This is a genomic window from Polyangium jinanense, from assembly GCF_028435265.1.
Taxonomy (GTDB): domain Bacteria; phylum Myxococcota_A; class Polyangia; order Polyangiales; family Polyangiaceae; genus Polyangium; species Polyangium jinanense.
Window position 1 is genome coordinate 130,379 of record NZ_JAGTJK010000019.1, and the last position, 17,433, is coordinate 147,811.

15 protein-coding genes and 1 pseudogene are annotated in these 17,433 nt (G+C 69.0%); 10 read left to right on the forward strand and 6 right to left on the reverse strand.

Translation table 11 applies throughout. The annotated features are described in order from the left end of the window. Window positions 1–31 precede the first annotated feature (31 nt). From KEG38_RS29355 to KEG38_RS29365, 3 genes and pseudogenes are all read left to right on the forward strand, one after another. Entirely contained in the window at window positions 32–1,177 is a 1,146-nt protein-coding gene (locus KEG38_RS29355) for a hypothetical protein (protein ID WP_272423205.1), read from the forward strand. 112 nt (window positions 1,178–1,289) lie between these two features. Continuing rightward, on the forward strand, window positions 1,290–2,111 hold the full coding sequence (locus KEG38_RS29360) for a CDP-alcohol phosphatidyltransferase family protein (RefSeq protein WP_272423281.1): 822 nt from the start codon (window positions 1,290–1,292) through the stop codon (window positions 2,109–2,111). A gap of 8 nt (window positions 2,112–2,119) precedes the next feature. Then, a pseudogene (locus tag KEG38_RS29365) lies at window positions 2,120–2,968 on the forward strand (phosphatase PAP2 family protein); the annotation flags it as partial. Between the two features lie 44 nt (window positions 2,969–3,012). Here KEG38_RS29365 and KEG38_RS29370 read toward each other — a convergent pair. After that, window positions 3,013–3,711, reverse strand: a complete 699-nt coding sequence (locus KEG38_RS29370) for a cob(I)yrinic acid a,c-diamide adenosyltransferase (protein WP_272423206.1) — start codon at window positions 3,709–3,711, stop codon at window positions 3,013–3,015. 103 nt (window positions 3,712–3,814) lie between these two features. Here KEG38_RS29370 and KEG38_RS29375 point away from each other — a divergent pair, with 103 nt between their 5' ends. Beyond that, on the forward strand, window positions 3,815–5,395 hold the full coding sequence (locus tag KEG38_RS29375; RefSeq protein ID WP_272423207.1) for a hypothetical protein: 1,581 nt from the start codon (window positions 3,815–3,817) through the stop codon (window positions 5,393–5,395). 98 nt (window positions 5,396–5,493) lie between these two features. After that, window positions 5,494–6,660: a molybdopterin-synthase adenylyltransferase MoeB gene (gene moeB / locus KEG38_RS29380; protein ID WP_272423208.1), complete on the forward strand. Its 1,167-nt coding sequence runs from the start codon at window positions 5,494–5,496 to the stop codon at window positions 6,658–6,660. 6 nt (window positions 6,661–6,666) lie between these two features. Here moeB and KEG38_RS29385 read toward each other — a convergent pair whose 3' ends face one another. Next, on the reverse strand, window positions 6,667–6,990 hold the full coding sequence (locus KEG38_RS29385) for a hypothetical protein (RefSeq protein ID WP_272423209.1): 324 nt from the start codon (window positions 6,988–6,990) through the stop codon (window positions 6,667–6,669). A gap of 173 nt (window positions 6,991–7,163) precedes the next feature. Here KEG38_RS29385 and KEG38_RS29390 point away from each other — a divergent pair, with 173 nt between their 5' ends. Both KEG38_RS29390 and KEG38_RS29395 read left to right on the forward strand, forming a co-directional pair. Beyond that, window positions 7,164–7,619 (forward strand): hypothetical protein, encoded by a 456-nt coding sequence (locus KEG38_RS29390; RefSeq protein ID WP_272423210.1) that lies wholly within the window; start codon window positions 7,164–7,166, stop codon window positions 7,617–7,619. A gap of 35 nt (window positions 7,620–7,654) precedes the next feature. Continuing rightward, a complete protein-coding gene (locus KEG38_RS29395) occupies window positions 7,655–8,677 on the forward strand; it encodes a tetratricopeptide repeat protein (RefSeq protein WP_272423211.1) in 1,023 nt (340 codons plus the stop codon). A 47-nt stretch (window positions 8,678–8,724) separates the two neighbouring features. Here the strand turns inward: KEG38_RS29395 and KEG38_RS29400 are convergent, their stop codons facing one another. After that, window positions 8,725–9,135, reverse strand: coding sequence for a PEGA domain-containing protein (locus tag KEG38_RS29400; protein ID WP_272423212.1), 411 nt, complete (start codon window positions 9,133–9,135; stop codon window positions 8,725–8,727). Window positions 9,136–9,242: 107 nt separating this feature from the next. Between KEG38_RS29400 and KEG38_RS29405 the strand changes: the two genes are divergently transcribed. From KEG38_RS29405 to KEG38_RS29415, 3 genes are all read left to right on the forward strand, one after another. Next, window positions 9,243–10,499 carry an FxLYD domain-containing protein gene (locus tag KEG38_RS29405; RefSeq protein ID WP_272423213.1) on the forward strand — a complete coding sequence of 419 codons (1,257 nt, stop codon included), beginning with the start codon at window positions 9,243–9,245 and terminating at the stop codon, window positions 10,497–10,499. A gap of 4 nt (window positions 10,500–10,503) precedes the next feature. After that, a complete protein-coding gene (locus KEG38_RS29410; RefSeq protein WP_272423214.1) occupies window positions 10,504–10,716 on the forward strand; it encodes a hypothetical protein in 213 nt (70 codons plus the stop codon). 135 nt (window positions 10,717–10,851) lie between these two features. Beyond that, window positions 10,852–12,156 carry a hypothetical protein gene (locus KEG38_RS29415; protein WP_272423215.1) on the forward strand — a complete coding sequence of 435 codons (1,305 nt, stop codon included), beginning with the start codon at window positions 10,852–10,854 and terminating at the stop codon, window positions 12,154–12,156. A 719-nt stretch (window positions 12,157–12,875) separates the two neighbouring features. Here the strand turns inward: KEG38_RS29415 and KEG38_RS29420 are convergent. The 3 genes from KEG38_RS29420 to KEG38_RS29430 all read right to left on the reverse strand — a co-directional run bounded on the left by KEG38_RS29420 (window position 12,876) and on the right by KEG38_RS29430 (window position 17,303). Next, window positions 12,876–13,679, reverse strand: a complete 804-nt coding sequence (locus KEG38_RS29420; RefSeq protein ID WP_272423216.1) for a LytR/AlgR family response regulator transcription factor — start codon at window positions 13,677–13,679, stop codon at window positions 12,876–12,878. 100 nt (window positions 13,680–13,779) lie between these two features. Next, window positions 13,780–14,742, reverse strand: coding sequence for a hypothetical protein (locus KEG38_RS29425; RefSeq protein ID WP_272423217.1), 963 nt, complete (start codon window positions 14,740–14,742; stop codon window positions 13,780–13,782). Between the two features lie 17 nt (window positions 14,743–14,759). Then, window positions 14,760–17,303: a TonB family protein gene (locus KEG38_RS29430; protein ID WP_272423218.1), complete on the reverse strand. Its 2,544-nt coding sequence runs from the start codon at window positions 17,301–17,303 to the stop codon at window positions 14,760–14,762. Between the last annotated feature and the right edge of the window lie 130 nt (window positions 17,304–17,433).

Genomic DNA, 17,433 nt, shown 5'->3' on the forward strand with positions numbered 1-17,433 from the left:
ATCAGGGGGGATAGTTATGGTTCGGATGTCCTTGATGTTTTTGTTGGGGCTCGGAGCGGCGCTCGGGGCCCTTGGCTGCGGGAGCGACGAGGTGCCGGAGCCGTCCGGGGCGAAGCCGCCCGAGCCGCCGGCGACGACCGATGCAGGACCGGGCGGCGAAGAGGCGGCGTGCGCGCCGCTCGGCGAAACGGTGGTCGTGAGCCAGGAGGACGGGACGACACCCTCGATCCTGTGGGCGAACGGGAGCTACCTCGTCGCGTGGCAGACGCTCACGGGTGGGACGGATGAGGTGCGGGTGGCGCGGATCGGCACGGACGGCAGTGTGTCGCCCGCGCACGTCGTGGCCACGCTCGCAGGCTCGCACGCTGTCCCTTCGCTGCAGGCGACGAGCAGCGGGCCGATGATCGCGTGGGAGGACGTGGGTCCGTCCGGGCTCGTCATCCAGGCGCTCGCGCTCGGCGCGGACGGGACGCCGACCGGGCAGCCCATTCAGCTCGGCACGAGCGACGCAACGGAAGCACGTGCCGCGACGGCGCCGATGTCGGGCGGACTCGCCGTGGCGTGGATGGAGACGCCGGGCGTGCGGCTCGGGCTCGTGAGCAGCGGGGGCATGAGCTCGACAACGGCGCTGCCCGGAGCGCGTTTCCCGGCGCTCGCGAGCCGAGGCAACGAGCTTGCCGTGGCGTGGAGCACGGGCGCCGAGCTCTCGATCGCGCGGACAACAGGGATGCCCGGAAGCTCGGTGACAGGGACGGTGGTGCGGACGGGCGCCGGCGAGGCGCGGCTGCCGAGCGTGGCAATCGATGCGAGCGGCGCGTCGCTCGTCGCGTGGGAGGACACGCGCGAGGGAGCGGAGCGCATCTATCTTGTGCGCGCGGCAGCAAGCGGCGCGAAGCAGGGCGAGGTGCGCGTCGAGGACGCGGAGGGCAGCGCGAACTGGCCCATCGTGACCGTCTTGGGCGAGCGCACGGCCGTCACCTACTACCAGTTCCAGGGCGGTCCGCCCTCGATCTTCCTCTCGGTTTTCGGCCCGGATCTCGCGCGTGACGGAGCCACGCTGCGCGTCTCGGGCAAAAACGCGCGCTACCCGGCGGTCGCGTTCTCGGGGAGCGAGCTCGGCGTGGCGTGGGCCGAGAAAGACGCCGGCATCCGGATGCGCCGGGTCGGCTGCGACTGACGCAGCACGGCGAGGGGCCCCAGCGAACGAGCGAGCAAACCATGCAGCGCACCCGCCTGAAAACCGCGCAGCGGGGGCGGGCGCGCCTCGTGCACCAGGGGACGTCGTGACCATGGTCATCACGCTCGTGGCGCTTCTTCTGTGCACGATGGTGGTCGCGGCTTACGCGACTCGTGTGGCCCGCTCTGGACGGGCGTCGCACCCGCGGCTCGGGCCCTCGCCCGGCAGCGCGCTCCTGCCCGGCTGGCTCGTCGAGGCCTTCTACTGGGCGATGCACGCGCCGGGACGAGCGCTCATCGCGCTGCACGTCTCGCCGGACGCCTGCACGTATGCCTCGCTCGTGTTCTGCTGCGCGAGCCTGCCGCTCGCCGCGACGGGGCGCTTCGCCGAGGCCGCGGCCGTGGTCATCGTGGGATCGGTGCTCGATGCCCTGGACGGCATGGTGGCACGCGCGCGCGGCGTCGCGTCGCCGTCGGGCGCGGTGCTCGACTCGTTCGTCGATCGCATCGCGGACGCTGCGCCCTTCATCGGGCTCGCGATCTACTACCGGCACAACGTCCTCTCGCTCGTCATCCCGCTCGCGGCGATGGTCGCCTCGTCGCTCGTGAGTTACGCGCGTGCGAAGGCCGATCAGCACAACCTCGTGCTCCCGAACGGCCTCATGCGCAGGCACGAGCGCGTCGTGTACCTCTCGGCGTCGCTGCTCCTCGGGCCGCTCGTTCCGTACACGAACGTGCTCGGCGGCATGCCTCGGCCGCTCACGCTCCTGGGCGTGGGCCTCGTGGCGGTCGTGGGCACGGTCGCGTCGATCCTGCTCGTCGCGAGGACCCGCGCGGCGCTGCGCGATCCGCGTCCCGCGGCGGCGAAAGACGCGAAGAAGTCGTTTGCCCGAAAGGGCGCCGGCGCGCGTGGTCCGCTCCCCGTCGAGCACTGAGGCGAGCCATGGCGGCGCGAGCGCGCGCTCTCCGGGAGCGCTGGTTCTTCCTGCCTGCCCTCCCCTGGATCGGATACGCGGCGCTCGTCGCGGCCGTCGACAGGCTGCGCTGGGACATCCTCCTCGCCGCGGCCCTCGCCACGACGGCGGCCTGCTGCGGTGAGCGCGTGCGTCGCTTCTACGTCGGCGCGATCCCGGCGCTCACGCTCTTCGTTCTGTACGACGCGCTCCGGTACCTGTGGCCTGCGAGCGTCTCGGCCTCGCGTGTCCTCGGCTGCGAGCTGCGCGATGTGGAGCTCGCGTTCTTCGGCGTGAGCGTGCACGGCGCGATCGTCACGCCGAACGAGTGGCTCGCGGGCCTCGCGCATCCCGCGCTCGATCTGCTCTGCGCCGTGCCGTACGGCTCGTACCTCGGCATCATGGCGGCGCAGTACACCTACCTCTGCGTGAAGAAGCCCGACGCGGCGCGGACCTTCACGAGGCTCGCGCTCGGCACGCACGTCCTCGGTTTCGCCACGTACCTGCTGCTGCCCGCGGCGCCGCCCTGGTACGTCGCGACGCACGGCTGCGGGATCGATCTTGCGGCGCACGGCTCACCGGCCGCGCTCACGCGGGTCGACGCGTGGCTCGGCTACGGCTACTTCGCGTCGCTCTACGGTCACGGCGCCGTGGTCTTCGGCGCGCTCCCCTCGCTGCACGTCACGTATCCGCTTTATGGATTGATCGCGACGTTCCGCACCGCGAGCGCGCCCTCGCGCGCCCTGCAAATCGCCTACGCGCTCGTGATGCCGTTCGCCGCGGTCTACCTCGGGCACCACTACGTGATCGACGTGGTGCTCGGGCTCGTGTACGTGGGGATCGTTTACGGCCTCTTGCTCGTGGTGGGCGAGGCCTCGGTTCGTCAGCGGGCCTTCGACTGGCCCGTCGCCGACTTGTCCGGCTCCCAGAGCACCTCGCCCGTGCCGAGGTGGAGCGCGACGAAGCGACTCCACACGAAGAGCGCGTCGCTCAGGCGGTTCAGGTAGGTCACGGCGAGCGGATCGACCTCCGTCTCCCGCGCGAGCGACACGCAGAGCCGCTCGGCGCGCCGGCACACCGTCCGACAAACGTGAAGGTCCGTGTTCGCGCGCGAGCCGCCCGGCAGCACGAACGAGCGCAGCACGGGCAGCTCCTCCTGGCAGCGATCCATCTCTTCTTCGAGCCGCTCGACGTCGGCGGCCGTGACCCGGGGCTGGCGCGGATGCACGTCCTCGGGCAGCGTCGCGAGGAGCGAGCCCAGGTTGAAGAGCTCGTGCTGGACCCGGCAGAGCGAATCGGCGAGCTCCCGGAGCGGCGCCGCGCTCTCCGGGCGCGTCGTCGCAACGGCGACCCCCTCCAGGATCGACTGCCGGGCCGCGCCGACGAACGAGTTCAGCTCGTCCACCGTCCCGTAAGCCTCGATCCGGTCGTCATCCTTGGGGACGCGCTGGCCGCCCACGAGGCCCGTGTCGCCGGTGTCGCCTTTCTTCGTGTAGACCCGGTTGATGGTGACCCGCGGCTTGTTGAACGTGCGGGTCCCCTCGGTCGGGCCCTGCTCCCCCTGCTTCGACTCGTCCGCCATGGTCCGGCCGTCCTAGGACGCCGGGGGACCTCGGTCAAGCCGAGAGGTTTCGGCGCTCGCGCGAGTTGACGATCGAGGTTGTGGGATGGGAGAGTCCCGCGCCATGCGAACGAGCCTCCGTCACCTCCCGAGCACCTCGCAGCGCGCCGCGACGATCCTCGCGCGCTTCGCGGCCGCGGCCTGCCTCGCCGCGACCTTCGTCGCGTGCGGCCCGCCGCCGGAGCCCGCGAAGCCGCCGGAGAGCGCGGAAGAGCGCGCCGAGAAGTCCAAGATCGAAAACGCCAAGAAGCTCATCGAGAAGGCCGACGAGGCCTACAACGCCAAGGACTTCGACGAGGCGCGCAAGCTCCTCGGCCAGGCGAAGGACCTGAACGTCGAGTCGCTGAGCTTCCAGATCACCGAGCAGCTCGAGAAGGTCGACAAGCGCCACGCCAAGCTCTGGGCGAACGAGGTCGAGCCGTCGCTGAAGGACGGCGACTGCAAGGGCGCGTTCGGCGAGATCGCGGGCCCGATGCGCGATCTCGAGAGTGATGTCTTCGTCCGCGAGCTCCGTCGCCTCATCGGCGCGCAGGCCCTCGCGTGCGTGCAGTCGCGGATCGACGAGGCCACGACGGCGGGCAAGTACGCCGCGGCGCGCACGCTCGTCGCTTCGGAGGACACGAAGACGGTGCTCGGCGGCGCCGCGCAGAAGAAGCTCGTGACCGAGGTCGACACCACGATCTTCGAGGCGAAGAAGGCCGAGCTCGACGAGCCGCTCAAGGCCAAGCGCTGGGCCGACGCGATCGCGAAGATCGACGAGGCGCAGAAGAACGGCGACATCGGCGACGAAGGCGCGAAGGGCCTGCTCGGCGTGGTGCGCGCGGCGATCACGCCCGAGATCGCGGGCATGGCGGCGCGGGCCGTGGGGCAAGGCCGCGAGGCGCTGAAGGCGCTCGAAGACGTCGACAAGCTCATCAAGCTCGCGCGCTGGGAAATCGTGGGCCCGGACATGGCGCCCGTCGCCAAGGACAAGACGGCGCCCGAGGTCGTGGCGAAGAAGCGCCAGGCGCTCGCGGTCTGGGTCGAGGCCCAGCGCGTGAAGATGAAGCCCGGCAAAAAGGCCGAGAAGCGCTGGGCGCACGGCAAGGTCGCGGTCCTGCCCGCGGCGAAGAGCGACGCCCCGTCGAAGCGGGATCTCGCGCCCGCGACCGAGGTGTGGATCCTCGGACAAACCAAGGACCTCGCGCTCGTCACGGACGTCGATCCGGCGGGCGCCTCGCTCGACGTGCAGCTCGAGCGCGCCGTCGGCTGGGCGCCGCTCGCGCGGCTCGCCCCGAAGAACACGACCGAGTGGATCCCGCCGGACGATCAGCTCGTCGGCACGCGCGTCTGGGCGCCGCTCCGCCAGGGCGAGGCGAACCTCGAGCTCGGCATCGTCTCGGCCGTGAAGGGGCAAGACGTCACGGTCAAGCGCCTCGCCGACGACAAGGAGATCCAGGTCAAGCGCGGCACGTTGCGCCTCGGCCGCCTCCTGCCGGGCGCGAAGCTCGTCGCGTTCTGCCAGGCGAAGACGCAGATCGTCACGCTGGAGGAGATCCTGCCCGATCAGCGCACGGTGAAGCTCGTGTGCGAGGGTGGCCTCCGCAAGGACGAGGTCCTGCCCGGCCTGCGCGCGCGCCCCGAGGACCTGCCCGCGCCCAAGTGAGCAAGGACCCGCCACGTGCGCGGGTCGGCCGTCCGGGCCACCCTTGACGGCATCCCACGTCCGAACGACGAACCCGTCTCCGCCCACCGAGGAGCCGCATGCCGACGACCTACACCGATCTGATCGCCGAGGTCCGCAAGACCGTCTCGACCGTGACTCTGGAGGAGATCAAGCGCCGCCTCGAGGCCCGCGAGCCGATGGTGCTCGTCGACGTGCGCGAGAAAGAGGAGAACCGCGCCGGCTACATCCCGGGCGCGATCAGCGTCCCGCGTGGCTTCCTCGAGATGCAGATCGAGCAGAAGGTCCCGGACAAGAACGCGCCCGTGGTCCTCTACTGCGCGGGCGGCACGCGCTCGGCGCTCGCCGCGAAGACGCTGATCGATCTCGGCTACACGCACGTCGAGAGCGCGAACCCCGGCTTCGTGCGCTGGAAGGATCTCGGGTATCCGATGGAGACCCCGCCCCAGCTCACGGACGCGCAGCGCGATCGATACTCGCGCCACCTGCTCCTGCCCGAGGTCGGCGAAGTGGGGCAAGCCAAACTCCTCGCGTCGAAAATCCTGCTGCTCGGCGCGGGTGGCCTCGGCAGCCCCGCTGCGCTCTACCTCGCCGCGGCCGGCGTCGGCACGCTCGGCCTCGTCGACGCCGACGTCGTCGACGCCTCGAACCTCCAGCGCCAGATCATGCACGCCACGTCGCGCGTCGGCCTGCCCAAGGTGGAAAGCGGCGAGAAGACGATCCGCGATCTCAACCCCGACGTGAAGGTCGTGAAGTTCGAGGAGCGGCTCACGAGCCACAACGTCGAGCGCATCTTCCGCGACTTCGACATCATCGTGGACGGCTGCGACAACTTCCCCACGCGTTACCTCGTGAACGACGCCTCCGTGTGGATGAAGAAGCCCGTCGTGCACGGCTCGATCTTCCGCTTCGAGGGTCAGGTCACGACCTTCCACCCCGCGGCCGGCGGACCTTGTTATCGCTGCCTCTACCCCGAGCCGCCGCCGCCGCACCTCGCGCCGAGCTGCCAGGAGGCCGGCGTGCTCGGCATCCTCCCGGGCGTCGTGGGCACGATCCAGGCGACCGAGGCGATCAAGCTCGTGCTCGGCCAGGGAAGCCCGCTCATCGGCCGCCTGCTCACCTACGACTCGCTGCGCATGAAGTTCGGCGAGCTCAAGCTCCGCAAGGACAAGACCTGCCCCGTCTGCGGCTCGGATCCGACGATCACGAGCTACATCGACTACGAACACTTCTGCAACATCGGCTGATCACGCTCACGCGTACGAGGCGACGACGTCCTTCGACGGACGCTCGATCGCCTCGATCCGGCTCGTCACGATCTGCCGGCTCGCGTCGACGGCCGTCGCGAACCAGATCGCGTCTCCCACGCCGGGTGTCTCGATGCGCGGGATCACCGCGCCGTTCGGGAACAGCCGCACGCCCCCTTCGAGCTTCAACGAGACCGCGATGTGCGCGGGGACGAACTTCCCCGTCCGCCTGTCCCGCACCGCGACGCAGACCCCGTCGCGCATGTGGTACTCCGTGTTTCGCGTGACGTAGACGCAGTGCCTTCGACGCTCGACGCCAGGGTATCCCATCTCGGTTTCGCTCCTCGTCCGCGACCCTCGCAGACGACACGTCCGAGGGCCAAGTTCATGCGGTCCCGCGCACGAAACCGCCGAGGCACGGAACCACCCCCGAGCGCAAGTTCCCACGCGATCGTGGCCGTTTTTTCGATCCCGGCGCGCGAGATCTCTACGATCCGCCGCCGATGGCAAATCGCCCTCCTTTCCCGCGTCCGGGCATCGCCAAGGCAGGCCCGGGGCCCCTCGTCCGGCGCAGGCAGCTCGAGCTCGTCGCCGCCGAGGACGGCCTCGTCCGCGCCATGGTCGAAGGCGCGGACATCGTCAGCGAGGGCATGCCCATCACCGAAGGAGACGGCGTCGTCTACTACGGCTCGACGAGCGTGCTTTTGCTCGCGCGCTCCCGCGGTGGCACGCTGCCCGATCCCGACCTCGCGTCCATGGCCGCGCTCCTCGCGTGTGACCCACACCTCAAGCTCCGCGCGCTCCGCATTGCGCGAAGGGAGGCGTGTACACGTGTGCAGGGGGAGCTCGGACCGGTGCGCGCCGAGATCGAGGTGCGCACATCTTCCGCGGGTGTCGCCGTGGTGGTCGACGTCGTCGCCGTCGTACATGCCTCCGCCGCGAGCGGCGCGTCGCGCTAAGCTCGCTCTTCGCTCCTCGCGACCTCTCTAGCGTTATGAACAACAAAGAACGCCGCGACCCCGAGCAAAACAAGGTCATCCACGTGATCTTCGGGCCGGGCGGTGGACGTGTCGCCGAGCCTCCGAAGCGCCTGCCCGATCCCGCCCCGTCGGGTTTGCCCGCGGAGCTGCCCGTACCGCAGACGCGCGAGCCCGTGAGCGACATGTTCACCGGCGCCGAGGTTTGTCGCTTGCTCGGCATCTCCGCGGGCCGCCTGCGCTCCCTCGATCGCGCGGGCATCGTCTCGCCGAGCGGTCGTCGCAAGGGCCGCCGCGCGTACACGTTCTCGGACGTGATCGCGCTGCGCGCCGCGCGAGATCTGCTCGCGCGCAAGGTGCGTCTCCGCGACGTCGCGCGCGCGGTCGAGAACATCCGCGGCGCGCTGCCCAAGGTCACGCGCCCGCTCGCCGAGCTGCGCATCGTCTCCGATGGACAGCGCGTCGTCGTGAAGAGCGCGGCGGGCACGTTCGAACCGCTCACCGGGCAGATGGTGCTCGACTTCGACGTGAAGTCGCTGCGCGACGACGTCGTGCGCGTCCTGCGTCCGATGGTCGGTCGTGATCGCGCGAAGACCGCGTACGAGATCTACGTGCGCGCCAGCCAGCTCGACGAGAACCCGTCCACGATGACCGAGGCCGAGGAGCTTTACCGTCGCGCGCTCGAGGTCGATCCGTGGCTCGCGATCGCGTACACGAACCTCGGCAACATCTGCTTCCGTCGCGGCGACGAAGCGCAGGCCGAGTCGCTCTATCGACGCGCGCTCGAGATCGATCGCAAGCAACCCGAGGCGCAGTACAACCTCGGCTACGTCATGCTCGAACGTGGTCACGCGGCGCAGGCCGTCGAGTTTTTCCGCGGCGCGATCGAGAGTGATCCGCGCTTCGCCGACGCCTACTTCAACCTCGCGATGGCGTACGAGCAGGTCGGCGAGAGCGCGAAGGCGCGGCCGTGCTGGCGCAAGTACCTCGAGATCGAACCCACGGGCACGTGGGCCGAGATCGCGCGCCGGCATCTATAGTCCCGAGGGGGACGTCTCGCGTCCCCCTCTCGTCGCTGCTCGCCGCGTTACTTCTGCTCGCGAATCTTCGGCGGGTGATCGAGCTTCACTGTCTGGTGATCGCCCGGCGAAACATTGACGCTCATCGTCCGATCGCCCTCGGCCGGATCGAGGAACGTCACGTCGTGACTCCCCATCTTCACCCGGTAATTCGTGAGCGGCGTCTTCCCGATCGGCTTGCCGTCGAGCAGCACGTCTTGCGGGGGATCCGAGAGGATATCGAGGGTCCCCGAATCCTCCACGACTTCCTCGCCCGGCAGCGGCTCCTCGGCCTTCGGGGCGGTTTGGCTCGCCGCCGTCTCAGGCCCGGCCCCGCTCTCGGAGGCCCCTCCGCAACCGAGCGTGCCTCCCCCGGCGAACACGAAGACCATGGAAATCGCAAGGATAGTGCGGGTCGCCTTCCGCGACAGGCTCGTCATGAGGGTCGATCCTAGCAGCAGCCGCGCAGCCCCGACCGGCGGATCCTGTTCGTCTCGTCTGGATCCGTTTGCCCGTCCTTCCCCATTTTGCGGCATACTCCGTCGCCATGATCGAGAACACGACGGGAGAGCCGCGCATGGCAAATGGATTTGGACCCGGTGGTGGCGGATTGCCGCCTCCGGCACCTCCCCCGGGGGCGCCGCCTTCCGGTGGTGACAACTTCGGCGGTGGTGGCCCGCCCGGCGGCTTCGGCGGTGGCCCGCCCGGCGGCTACGGTCCTCCTCCCGGCGCGCCTCCCGGCGGCTACGGTGGTCCTCCCGGCGGCGGTCCTCCCGGCGGCGGCGGCTACGGCGGTCCTCCCGGCGCGCCTCCCGGCGGCGGCGGCTTCGGTGGTCCCCCCGGCGGTCCTCCCGGCGGCGGCGGCTTTGGTGGTCCTCCCGGCGGGCCTCCCGGCGGCGGTTACGGTCCTCCTCCCGGCGGCGGCTACGGCCCTCCTCCCGGCGGCAACTTCGGCGGGCCTCCGATGGGCGGGCCTCCGATGGGTGGACCTCCCATGGGCGCCCCGATCATCCCGCAGCAGAAGAAGGGCCCGAACATGGGCCTCATCATCGGCCTCGGCTGCGGCGGCCTCCTCCTGGTCACCATCATCGGCGTCGTCGGCTTCTTCTGGTACGCGGCCAAGAAGACGTCCGAGGCGATCGCGGCGATCCCGCTCGACTCGGCGAACCCGGACGGCCCGAAGCTCGGCGATCTCGGCGACCTCACCAAGCCCGCGAAGCCCGGTGATCTCAAGGCCGAGCTGAAGGATCTCCGCAACTACAAGGCCGAGTACGGCAGCACGATCCACTTCGTCGGCGAGATCCACAACACGGGCAAGGATCCGCTCGGCTTCCCGAACATCAAGGTGACGTTCTACGACGACGCGAACACCGCGATCGACAGCGGCACCTGCTCGAGCCTCATCCGCGAGCTCGCGCCGGGCGAGAAGGTCCCCTGCACGTTCTCGCTCTACAAGACGACGAAGTGGGCCTCGTACAAGACCGAGTCGAACCCGATGAAGCCGTTCTTCACGGGCAAGGCCGCGAAGCTCAAGATCTCGGACACCAAGTTCACGGCCAAGAAGGGCTTCAACCCCCACCAGGTCGAGGGCAAGATCACGAACGAGAGCGCGTTCAAGGCGAAGAGCGTGTGGGCGCTCGTCTCGCTCTACGACAAGGAAGGCAAGATCTGCGGCGCAGATCAGGCCCTCGTCGCCGGCAACGATCTCGACTCCAACTCGGGCGGCATCTTCACGGCGAAGATCTACAACGTCGCCGCTCCGCCCGACACCTTCCGCGTCCTCGCCGTCGGCTACAGCGAGTGATCCAATGAGCGACGTCGGCTCCGCGCGCCGCGCGAAGGAACAACTGAAGAACGACATCGGCGCAGAGCCTTTCTGCGCCGGCGTCGGCGTCGAGCGCGAAGACGGCATCGGGTTCGTCGTGCGCGTGAGCGTTCGCCCCGGAACGCTCGCCGAAGCAAAGGCCCGCGTGCCTGCTCGCGTCGGCGACGTCGTCGTCAAGCTCGTCGAGACCGACTAGCGCCTCGGACGTCCGCCGCTCTGCGCGGACGTTCGTCTTGTCCCCTCCCCTCGTATCGCTGCCATCTTTTTGCGCGCACGGTGCGCGGCCGAATCGGCGGCCCACGCGCACCAAAGCGTGTAACCTTCAGGCTTCGTGAACGCGCTGAACCTCTCGCGCAAGCTCGCTTCCCGCATCGTCGAGGGTCTCAAAGGTCGAGGCCGGATCCTCGTCGTCAAGGGCGGGACAGCTGCGCTCGTCCGCGCCGTGGACGACGCGATGTCCGGTTACGTCGAGCCGCTCGCCGAGCGCGCACTGCGCGCCGACGCAGCCGACGATCCGACCACGCGCGAGGCGCTCTCGCGGCTCACGGGCCGCGTGGCGCAAGCGCTGCTCGCCTCCGAGCATCTCGAAGACGTCTTCGCCGATCGCAGCGTCGTCGAGCGCGAAGTGCTCGACGCAGCCCGCATCGCGCTGCGTGAAGCGAGCGCCTCGCAGGACGAAGCGGTCGTGCGTGTCGAGCTCGATCTGCTCGGGTACGTCGCCGCCACCGCGGGCAAACGCGCGCGGCCACAGTCGCTCGTGATCGCGCTCGAGCGCGCCGGGCTCGTCGCAGGCGCGCGTCTCGAGAGTTACGATCCAGCCGCGCGCGAAGCCGTCTTCGTGCCCGAGCCGCCGGCAAACCCAGACTTGCACCTCGAGCTGGAAGAAGCCGTCGCGGACGAGCTCTGCGCGCTCGTCGAGCGAGGGGTGGTGGAGCTGCCGACGCTCGAACGCACAGCACAGCTCACGCACGAGGTCAGCCCCTCGGAGCGGGCGCGGCTGACGCGCCTCATCGATCGCGCAGCCACGCGCACGCTCCGCCGCACGGGCAACGCAGCGCAGTGGGAGATCCCGGACGGTCGCAGCGTACGTGTCGTCTACACGCCGCTCTCGGAGCAGGACGCGCGCGACGTCGACATGCACGTCGCGGCCTTCGCGGCAGAGGTCGACACCTTGCTCGCCGACGCAGGCGCGCCGCTCGTCTCGGCGACGGCCGCCGTGTCTCCCCCGCCCCCCCCTGCCGAGCCTGCCCGCGCGCAGCGGCGCGCGAAGCCCGCGCCAACACCGGAGGCGCCCGAGCCGCTGCATCACGCAAACGGCAACGGCGCAGTGCTCCCCGTCGAGGAGCCTGTCGAGGAGGAGGCCCCGCCCTCGGAGCCGGCACCGAAGCCCGCACGGGCGCGCGCCACGACGAAGCGCTCGCCCCGCTCGAGCTCACGCACGCCCGCAGCCACGCGCGCAGCAGCAGCACGGACCACGACGAAGAAGCGCGCGCCGGCGAAGCGAGCGACAAAGCCCGGCACGACGGAAGAGGGCACGCGCAAGAAGGCGACGAAGGCCTCGACGAAGAAACGCGCGCTACCAGCGACGACGACGAAGGCACGCACGACGAAGACGCGCACGACGAAGAAGCGCTGAGGGAGAGGCGGTTCGGGGGCGTAGCGCCGGGGTTTCACCCCGGGCCCGACCAGGGGCTGTCCGCCCCTGGACCCGGACCAGGCACGGCCTGGACCGAGGGTGGAAGAACTGCGCGATGCGCAGTTCTTCCAGCGGGCCGGTGGCAAGGCGGTGGAGGTCCGTTTCACGCTGGCGACGCCCTGTTGGTGCTCCAAAACGGAGTGTCGAGGACCCGAAGCGAGGGCCGGGCAGTCGGGGTGGGTCATGGGGAGGCCCCGAAGGAAGGTCCCGGCGGTCGGCGTGCGCCATGGGGAGGCCCCAACGGGAGGTCCCGGCGATCAGGATGGGTCATGGGGACGCCCCAAAGGGAGGTTCCCACGGTCGGGGTGCGTCATGGGGACGCCCCAAAGAGAGGTTCCCGCGGTCGGGGTGCGTCATGGGGACGCCCCAACGGGAGGTCCCGGCGATCAGGATGGGTCATGGGGACGCCCCAACGGGAGGTCCCGGCGATCAGGATGGGTCATGGGGAGGCCCCGAAGGAAGGTCCCGGCGGTCGGCGTGGCCTTTGGGGAAGCCCCAGAGGATGGGGCGGCGGCCCGCCGGGGGTTTGGGCAGGCCCCAAAGCGGACCTCGGGTGACACGGCCCGGACACGCTGCCGGTCGAGGGCACGCCCTGCGAGAATGGCGGGACGTGCATGGCTGCCGAGGTCGACCCCTGCCCCCGCCGACAATTCGCCTGATCAGATCCGGCGCAGCCCCGTCGCGCTGGCGAGCAACATCTCGCGCACGGCCTGTGCGCGCTCGCGCGCGACGGGCACGCACACGCCGCGCCGCTCGGGTCCGATGCCCACGCCCACGAAGATCCGCGTCTCGCCCCCGTCCCGTTCGAGCTCCTTGATATGGGCCGCATTCACGAGCCAGTTGCGGTGGACACGCGTGAGCGCCCGGCCAAACGAGGCCTCGATCGCCGATAAAGACAGGTCGAGGTCGAACGTGCCGTGTGGCGTGTGCACCGAGGTGAGCCGGTCGGCCGCCTCGAATGCCCAGACCTCGTTTTGCTCGAGGAACACGAGACTTCGTCCGCGGCGCGCCACGATCCGGAGCGGGCTCTGGCTCTGGGGCATGACGACGCGACGCCGGGCGGCGAGGCGCCGCAGGCATTGCTCGACGCGCTCCTCGGTGAATGGCTTCAAGAGGTAATCGTCGACGCCGAGATCAAAGGCCTCGATCGCGTGCTCCTTGAATGCCGTCGCCAGCACGAACATCGGCCGCCGCGGGTTTCGCGCCGAAGTCCGCACGAGATCGAGCCCGGTCTCGTCGTCGCCCTCGAGCACGATGTCGACGAAGACGACGTCCACTTCGAGCCCGGCGGCAGCCGGCTGCAAGGCCTGGCGCGCCTCGCCGACGCTCGCGACCGCGCCGACGACCTCGGCGAGGTGCGAGCCTTCGAGCAGCTCGACGAGATAGTTGCGCGCGGGCCACTCGTCCTCGACCACGAGCACGCGGAATCGAAACGTATCGACGGTCCCGGAGACATCGGTCATCGGACCACCTCGACGTGGGTCTCGGGCCGGAGCTGCTCGCGCATGGTCGTGATGGTAGCCCACGGATGCGGCCGCGGGGAAACGACGTCTCGAGGAGAGCTCACCGGACGTGCAGGGGGATCTCGAGCCAGGCGAGCCCTCCGCGGTTGTCGCGGACCACCGCAAAAAGCATCTCCTCGCCCGCGGCGAGGGGGGCCCGGAGGTCGGCGGCCGTCGTCCCGACTTTGCCGCTCTCCGGATCGTAGAGCAGGCGCGTGGAGTTCACCTGCCCTCCCGTGATGTAGTAATCGACCAGGATCCTCTCCTTGCCCATCTCACCGTCCGCGGTGCGATAGCTGGGATCAGGCTCTTGACTCGATTCGGGGACCGAGATGTCGAGGGGCTTCACAGGGCATTGCTCGATCTCCGGCATCGTGCAGTGATCCACCGTGATGCCGTCGTTCGGATCGATGGTCGCGAAGTCGAAGCTGAGGTGATCGATCACGGGATTGGAATTCGGAAGCAGGGGGAAGACGAAGACGCGCGAGAACGCGAACATGAAGTCTTCGGGACCGAGCTCCTTGCGATCCGCATCAAAACAGCCGAAAGGGACGGCCTGCGGGCCCATCCCGCGTGCGCCGATGTATTCGACGTGCCCGGCGCACGCCATGTTGAAGACGACGAGGGTTTTGTAGAAGGGCACGCTCCCGGGTTCGGGCGGTCCGGACGGCCCCGGCATTCCAAGCACGTCTTCGGGCACGTCGAGCGAGAACGAAGTACCTTCCTTCAAGAGCGGCGTGAGGTCTTGGCCTCGCGGAAACGCACCCGCAAAGGCCGGATAACATTCATAAGGCGCGCCCTCCGGCGGATCGGTGCAGACCGTCGGAATCCAGAACACCCGCATGGGCTGCGCCTTCTCCTTTCGCCCGTCGAAGGCGAGCACATCGAGGTTCACCGTATCCCCGGGCGTCGCGTAGGGCTTGTCGGCGCGCGTCGCGAGGATACGCACGCTCGCCACCTCGTTCTCCGGAGCGAAATCGGGAAAGTTGCACCCCGTCGCTCCGAGCATCCAGACAGCCCCCATGATCCAAGCATTTTTCGTCATAACTCCCCGCGCAGCCCCAGGCTCGGTAGAATGGGCAAACCGCTCACGTAGGACGACTGGGTGTAGTCGTAGTTGTAGGCAATCCCCTCGGGGTTCTGGTGGTTGTAGATGTTCTGGATATCGATGTAGGCCGAGAGCTTCCACGACTTGAAGGTCCACGTCTTGTCGAAGCGCACATCGAGCTGGTGGAAGAACGGAAGCCGCGCGCCATACGGCGGATACGCGGTCGCCGCCTGAAAACTGCCGGTCGTCGCGTCATAGGCGCCGCGGACCGTGGGTGTATAGGGGTTCCCCGAGACGAGGCGGAAACGCGCGCCGAGCCGATACCCGCGCCCGAAGTTGTAGCTCCCGATCGTCGTGAGGACATGCGTCTGATCATATTGGGAAAGCGCAGACGGTTCCGAGGGTTCGGGGCGGCGCTCGCTTCTCGACAGGGTGTAGGCAATCCATCCGAAGAAGCGCTCGTCGGACTTGTAGCGCAGGAGCCACTCGGTACCGTAGACGGCCCCCGCCCCGACGTTCCCTGCCCCATCGGAAACCAGCCTGTCGAGCTGCTTGTAGAACGCGTTCACCGAGAGTTCTACCCGGGGGCCGAACTCCTGCTCGAACCCGACGTCGTAATGAACGGACCGGTTCGATTTGAGGCCCTCCTGGCCGAAGACGGGATCCGTCTCCAGCGGCCCCGGCGGCTGATAAAAGATGCCGGCGCCCGCCTTGAGCGCCGTGCGGGGGGAGCCGCTCGTGAGCTCCTGCCTCAAATTCAAGCGTGGAGAGAGGTCCCAGCTCTGGGTCGAGCTCGTGTAATCCAGGCGGAGCCCCGGCACGATGCGCATCCCCCGCCACGGCATGATCTCCCATTCCGTGTACATGCCGCCGAAGAGGCGATTTCCGGATTGTGTCGTCTCCAGCGGCACGTCCTCGGGTCCACCCGCGGGGACCCCCGGCGGGCGGGGACGCGGAAAGCGGATATGCAGGTCATAGGGGCTGTAGATCATGTCCATCCCGACGTTCGCGCGGACGGACCGCATGACCTTCTGCGAGATCTCTGCGCGTCCGCTGATCGGGAGCTCGGTCGTCGTGAAGCCCAGGGCGCCGAAGCCGATATCCATCGAGTCCTGCCCGACGGCGGCCGTGACCTTGAGCTCCGTGCTGTCCGTGAGCTTGTGCTCGTAGCGGGCCTGGAGGCGCCAGAAGCTCGTATGGGTGCCGATGCCGCTGAAGCTCGTGGCCCCGGCGTTCGGGTTCTCGTTGAAGATCTCGAGACCGTCATCGGACCCGAAAAACAGAAGGCGCAGCGACGCCCTCTGGCCGAAGTCCTTCTGGAGCATGACCTGGTAGTCGTAATATCGCGGCGCCGTCGACACGCCCGCGCCGGCGGCCGTGAGGACGGGGCCGAGCCAGCCGTCGAACCACGAGCGGCGGCCGGCGATCAGAAATCTCACGCCCGTCTTCGGAATCGTCCCCTCGACGAGGAGGCGGGCGTCGATGAGATCGAGCTGCGCCATGCCGTGAAGCTGCCCGTCTTTCTTGGGATCACGTATCCCGACATCGACCATGCCGCCCATCCCGCGGCCGTACACCGCGCTGTAGTTCGCGGGATAGAAGTTGATCTTGTCGAGCGCCTCCGTCGGCACCACGGAGCTCAGGCCGCCGAAATGATACACGATGGGCACGGGCGTGCCGTCGACATAGGTAATCGTGTCCTGCGGCGCGGACCCACGAACGATGAGCTGGCCGCCGAACGGAGGCGGCCGCGCGACGCCCGGGAGGTTTTGCAGCGACCGCAGCGCATCCCCGTTCGTCCCCGGAATGAGCGCGATTTCTTCCTTCTTGAGCGTGCGTTTCGTCACCTCACGGGGCGGGCGCTCCCCGCGGACGACGATCTCCTGGACCTGTGGCTCGTCCTCGCTTTCGGCGCCTTTCTCCTCGGGGGCCTTCTGGGGCAACAATCTCAAGACGACGTTGGTCTCTTCCCCGGGCGTGAGCTCTTCGTCCGCGGATTGAGATTCATAACCTTGAGCCGCGACGGTGATGTGCGTCGGGCCGCCCATCACGTTCTCGAGGGTCCACGATCCATCTGCGGCCGTCTGCGTCGTGTGCTCGGCGCCGTCGGCGGTCCGCACCGTGACGCTCGCGGAGGCGATCGGCGAGCCTTTCGTCTGGCGCTCGACACGTCCTGTGAGCTTGGGCGGCGGGGGCACGAAGACGTAACGGAACTTGATCCGGGCCGGGATGTTCTTGTCGCCCCGCCGGGCCGGTTCGAATACGAGCTTCTCGGCTGCGGCGACGGCGGCCTCGTCGAATCCGTGGCCCTGGGGTGCTTCGACGGTCGCCTTCCGAACCGCCCCGGATGCATTGATTTCGAGGATCAGGACGACCGTGACTTCCTCGAAAAACCGCTGTTTCAGCGCTTGCTCCGGATACTTCACGCCGGGGTCGTTCGTGAGCCGCGGCGGGACGACGACCGGTTGCGGCGCGGCGGCCTCGGTCGCGCCAGGCGGCTCGTCGGGCGCGCCTGCGAGCGCGTCCCGTGATGCCAAGGACGTCAGGAGGAAAGCCACGGCAGCGCCGCGACGGAGTGGATGGTCGGAAAGAGTAGCCAAGGTTCTCGGTGCAAGGATGCACGCGTGGCCGCCACGTGGAGCTTCGATCCGACGAGCCGTCGGATCC

What these genes read in the sequence shown, in the direction of transcription:
- KEG38_RS29360 (WP_272423281.1), top strand. Translation starts at nt 1,290, where the DNA reads ATGGTCATCACGCTCGTGGCGCTTCTTCTGTGCACGATGGTGGTCGCG.
- KEG38_RS29370 (WP_272423206.1), bottom strand. Translation starts at nt 3,711, where the DNA reads ATGGCGGACGAGTCGAAGCAGGGGGAGCAGGGCCCGACCGAGGGGACC.
- KEG38_RS29375 (WP_272423207.1), top strand. Translation starts at nt 3,815, where the DNA reads ATGCGAACGAGCCTCCGTCACCTCCCGAGCACCTCGCAGCGCGCCGCG.
- moeB (WP_272423208.1), top strand. Translation starts at nt 5,494, where the DNA reads ATGCCGACGACCTACACCGATCTGATCGCCGAGGTCCGCAAGACCGTC.
- KEG38_RS29385 (WP_272423209.1), bottom strand. Translation starts at nt 6,990, where the DNA reads ATGGGATACCCTGGCGTCGAGCGTCGAAGGCACTGCGTCTACGTCACG.
- KEG38_RS29390 (WP_272423210.1), top strand. Translation starts at nt 7,164, where the DNA reads ATGGCAAATCGCCCTCCTTTCCCGCGTCCGGGCATCGCCAAGGCAGGC.
- KEG38_RS29395 (WP_272423211.1), top strand. Translation starts at nt 7,655, where the DNA reads ATGAACAACAAAGAACGCCGCGACCCCGAGCAAAACAAGGTCATCCAC.
- KEG38_RS29400 (WP_272423212.1), bottom strand. Translation starts at nt 9,135, where the DNA reads ATGACGAGCCTGTCGCGGAAGGCGACCCGCACTATCCTTGCGATTTCC.
- KEG38_RS29405 (WP_272423213.1), top strand. Translation starts at nt 9,243, where the DNA reads ATGATCGAGAACACGACGGGAGAGCCGCGCATGGCAAATGGATTTGGA.
- KEG38_RS29410 (WP_272423214.1), top strand. Translation starts at nt 10,504, where the DNA reads ATGAGCGACGTCGGCTCCGCGCGCCGCGCGAAGGAACAACTGAAGAAC.
- KEG38_RS29420 (WP_272423216.1), bottom strand. Translation starts at nt 13,679, where the DNA reads ATGACCGATGTCTCCGGGACCGTCGATACGTTTCGATTCCGCGTGCTC.
- KEG38_RS29425 (WP_272423217.1), bottom strand. Translation starts at nt 14,742, where the DNA reads ATGGGGGCTGTCTGGATGCTCGGAGCGACGGGGTGCAACTTTCCCGAT.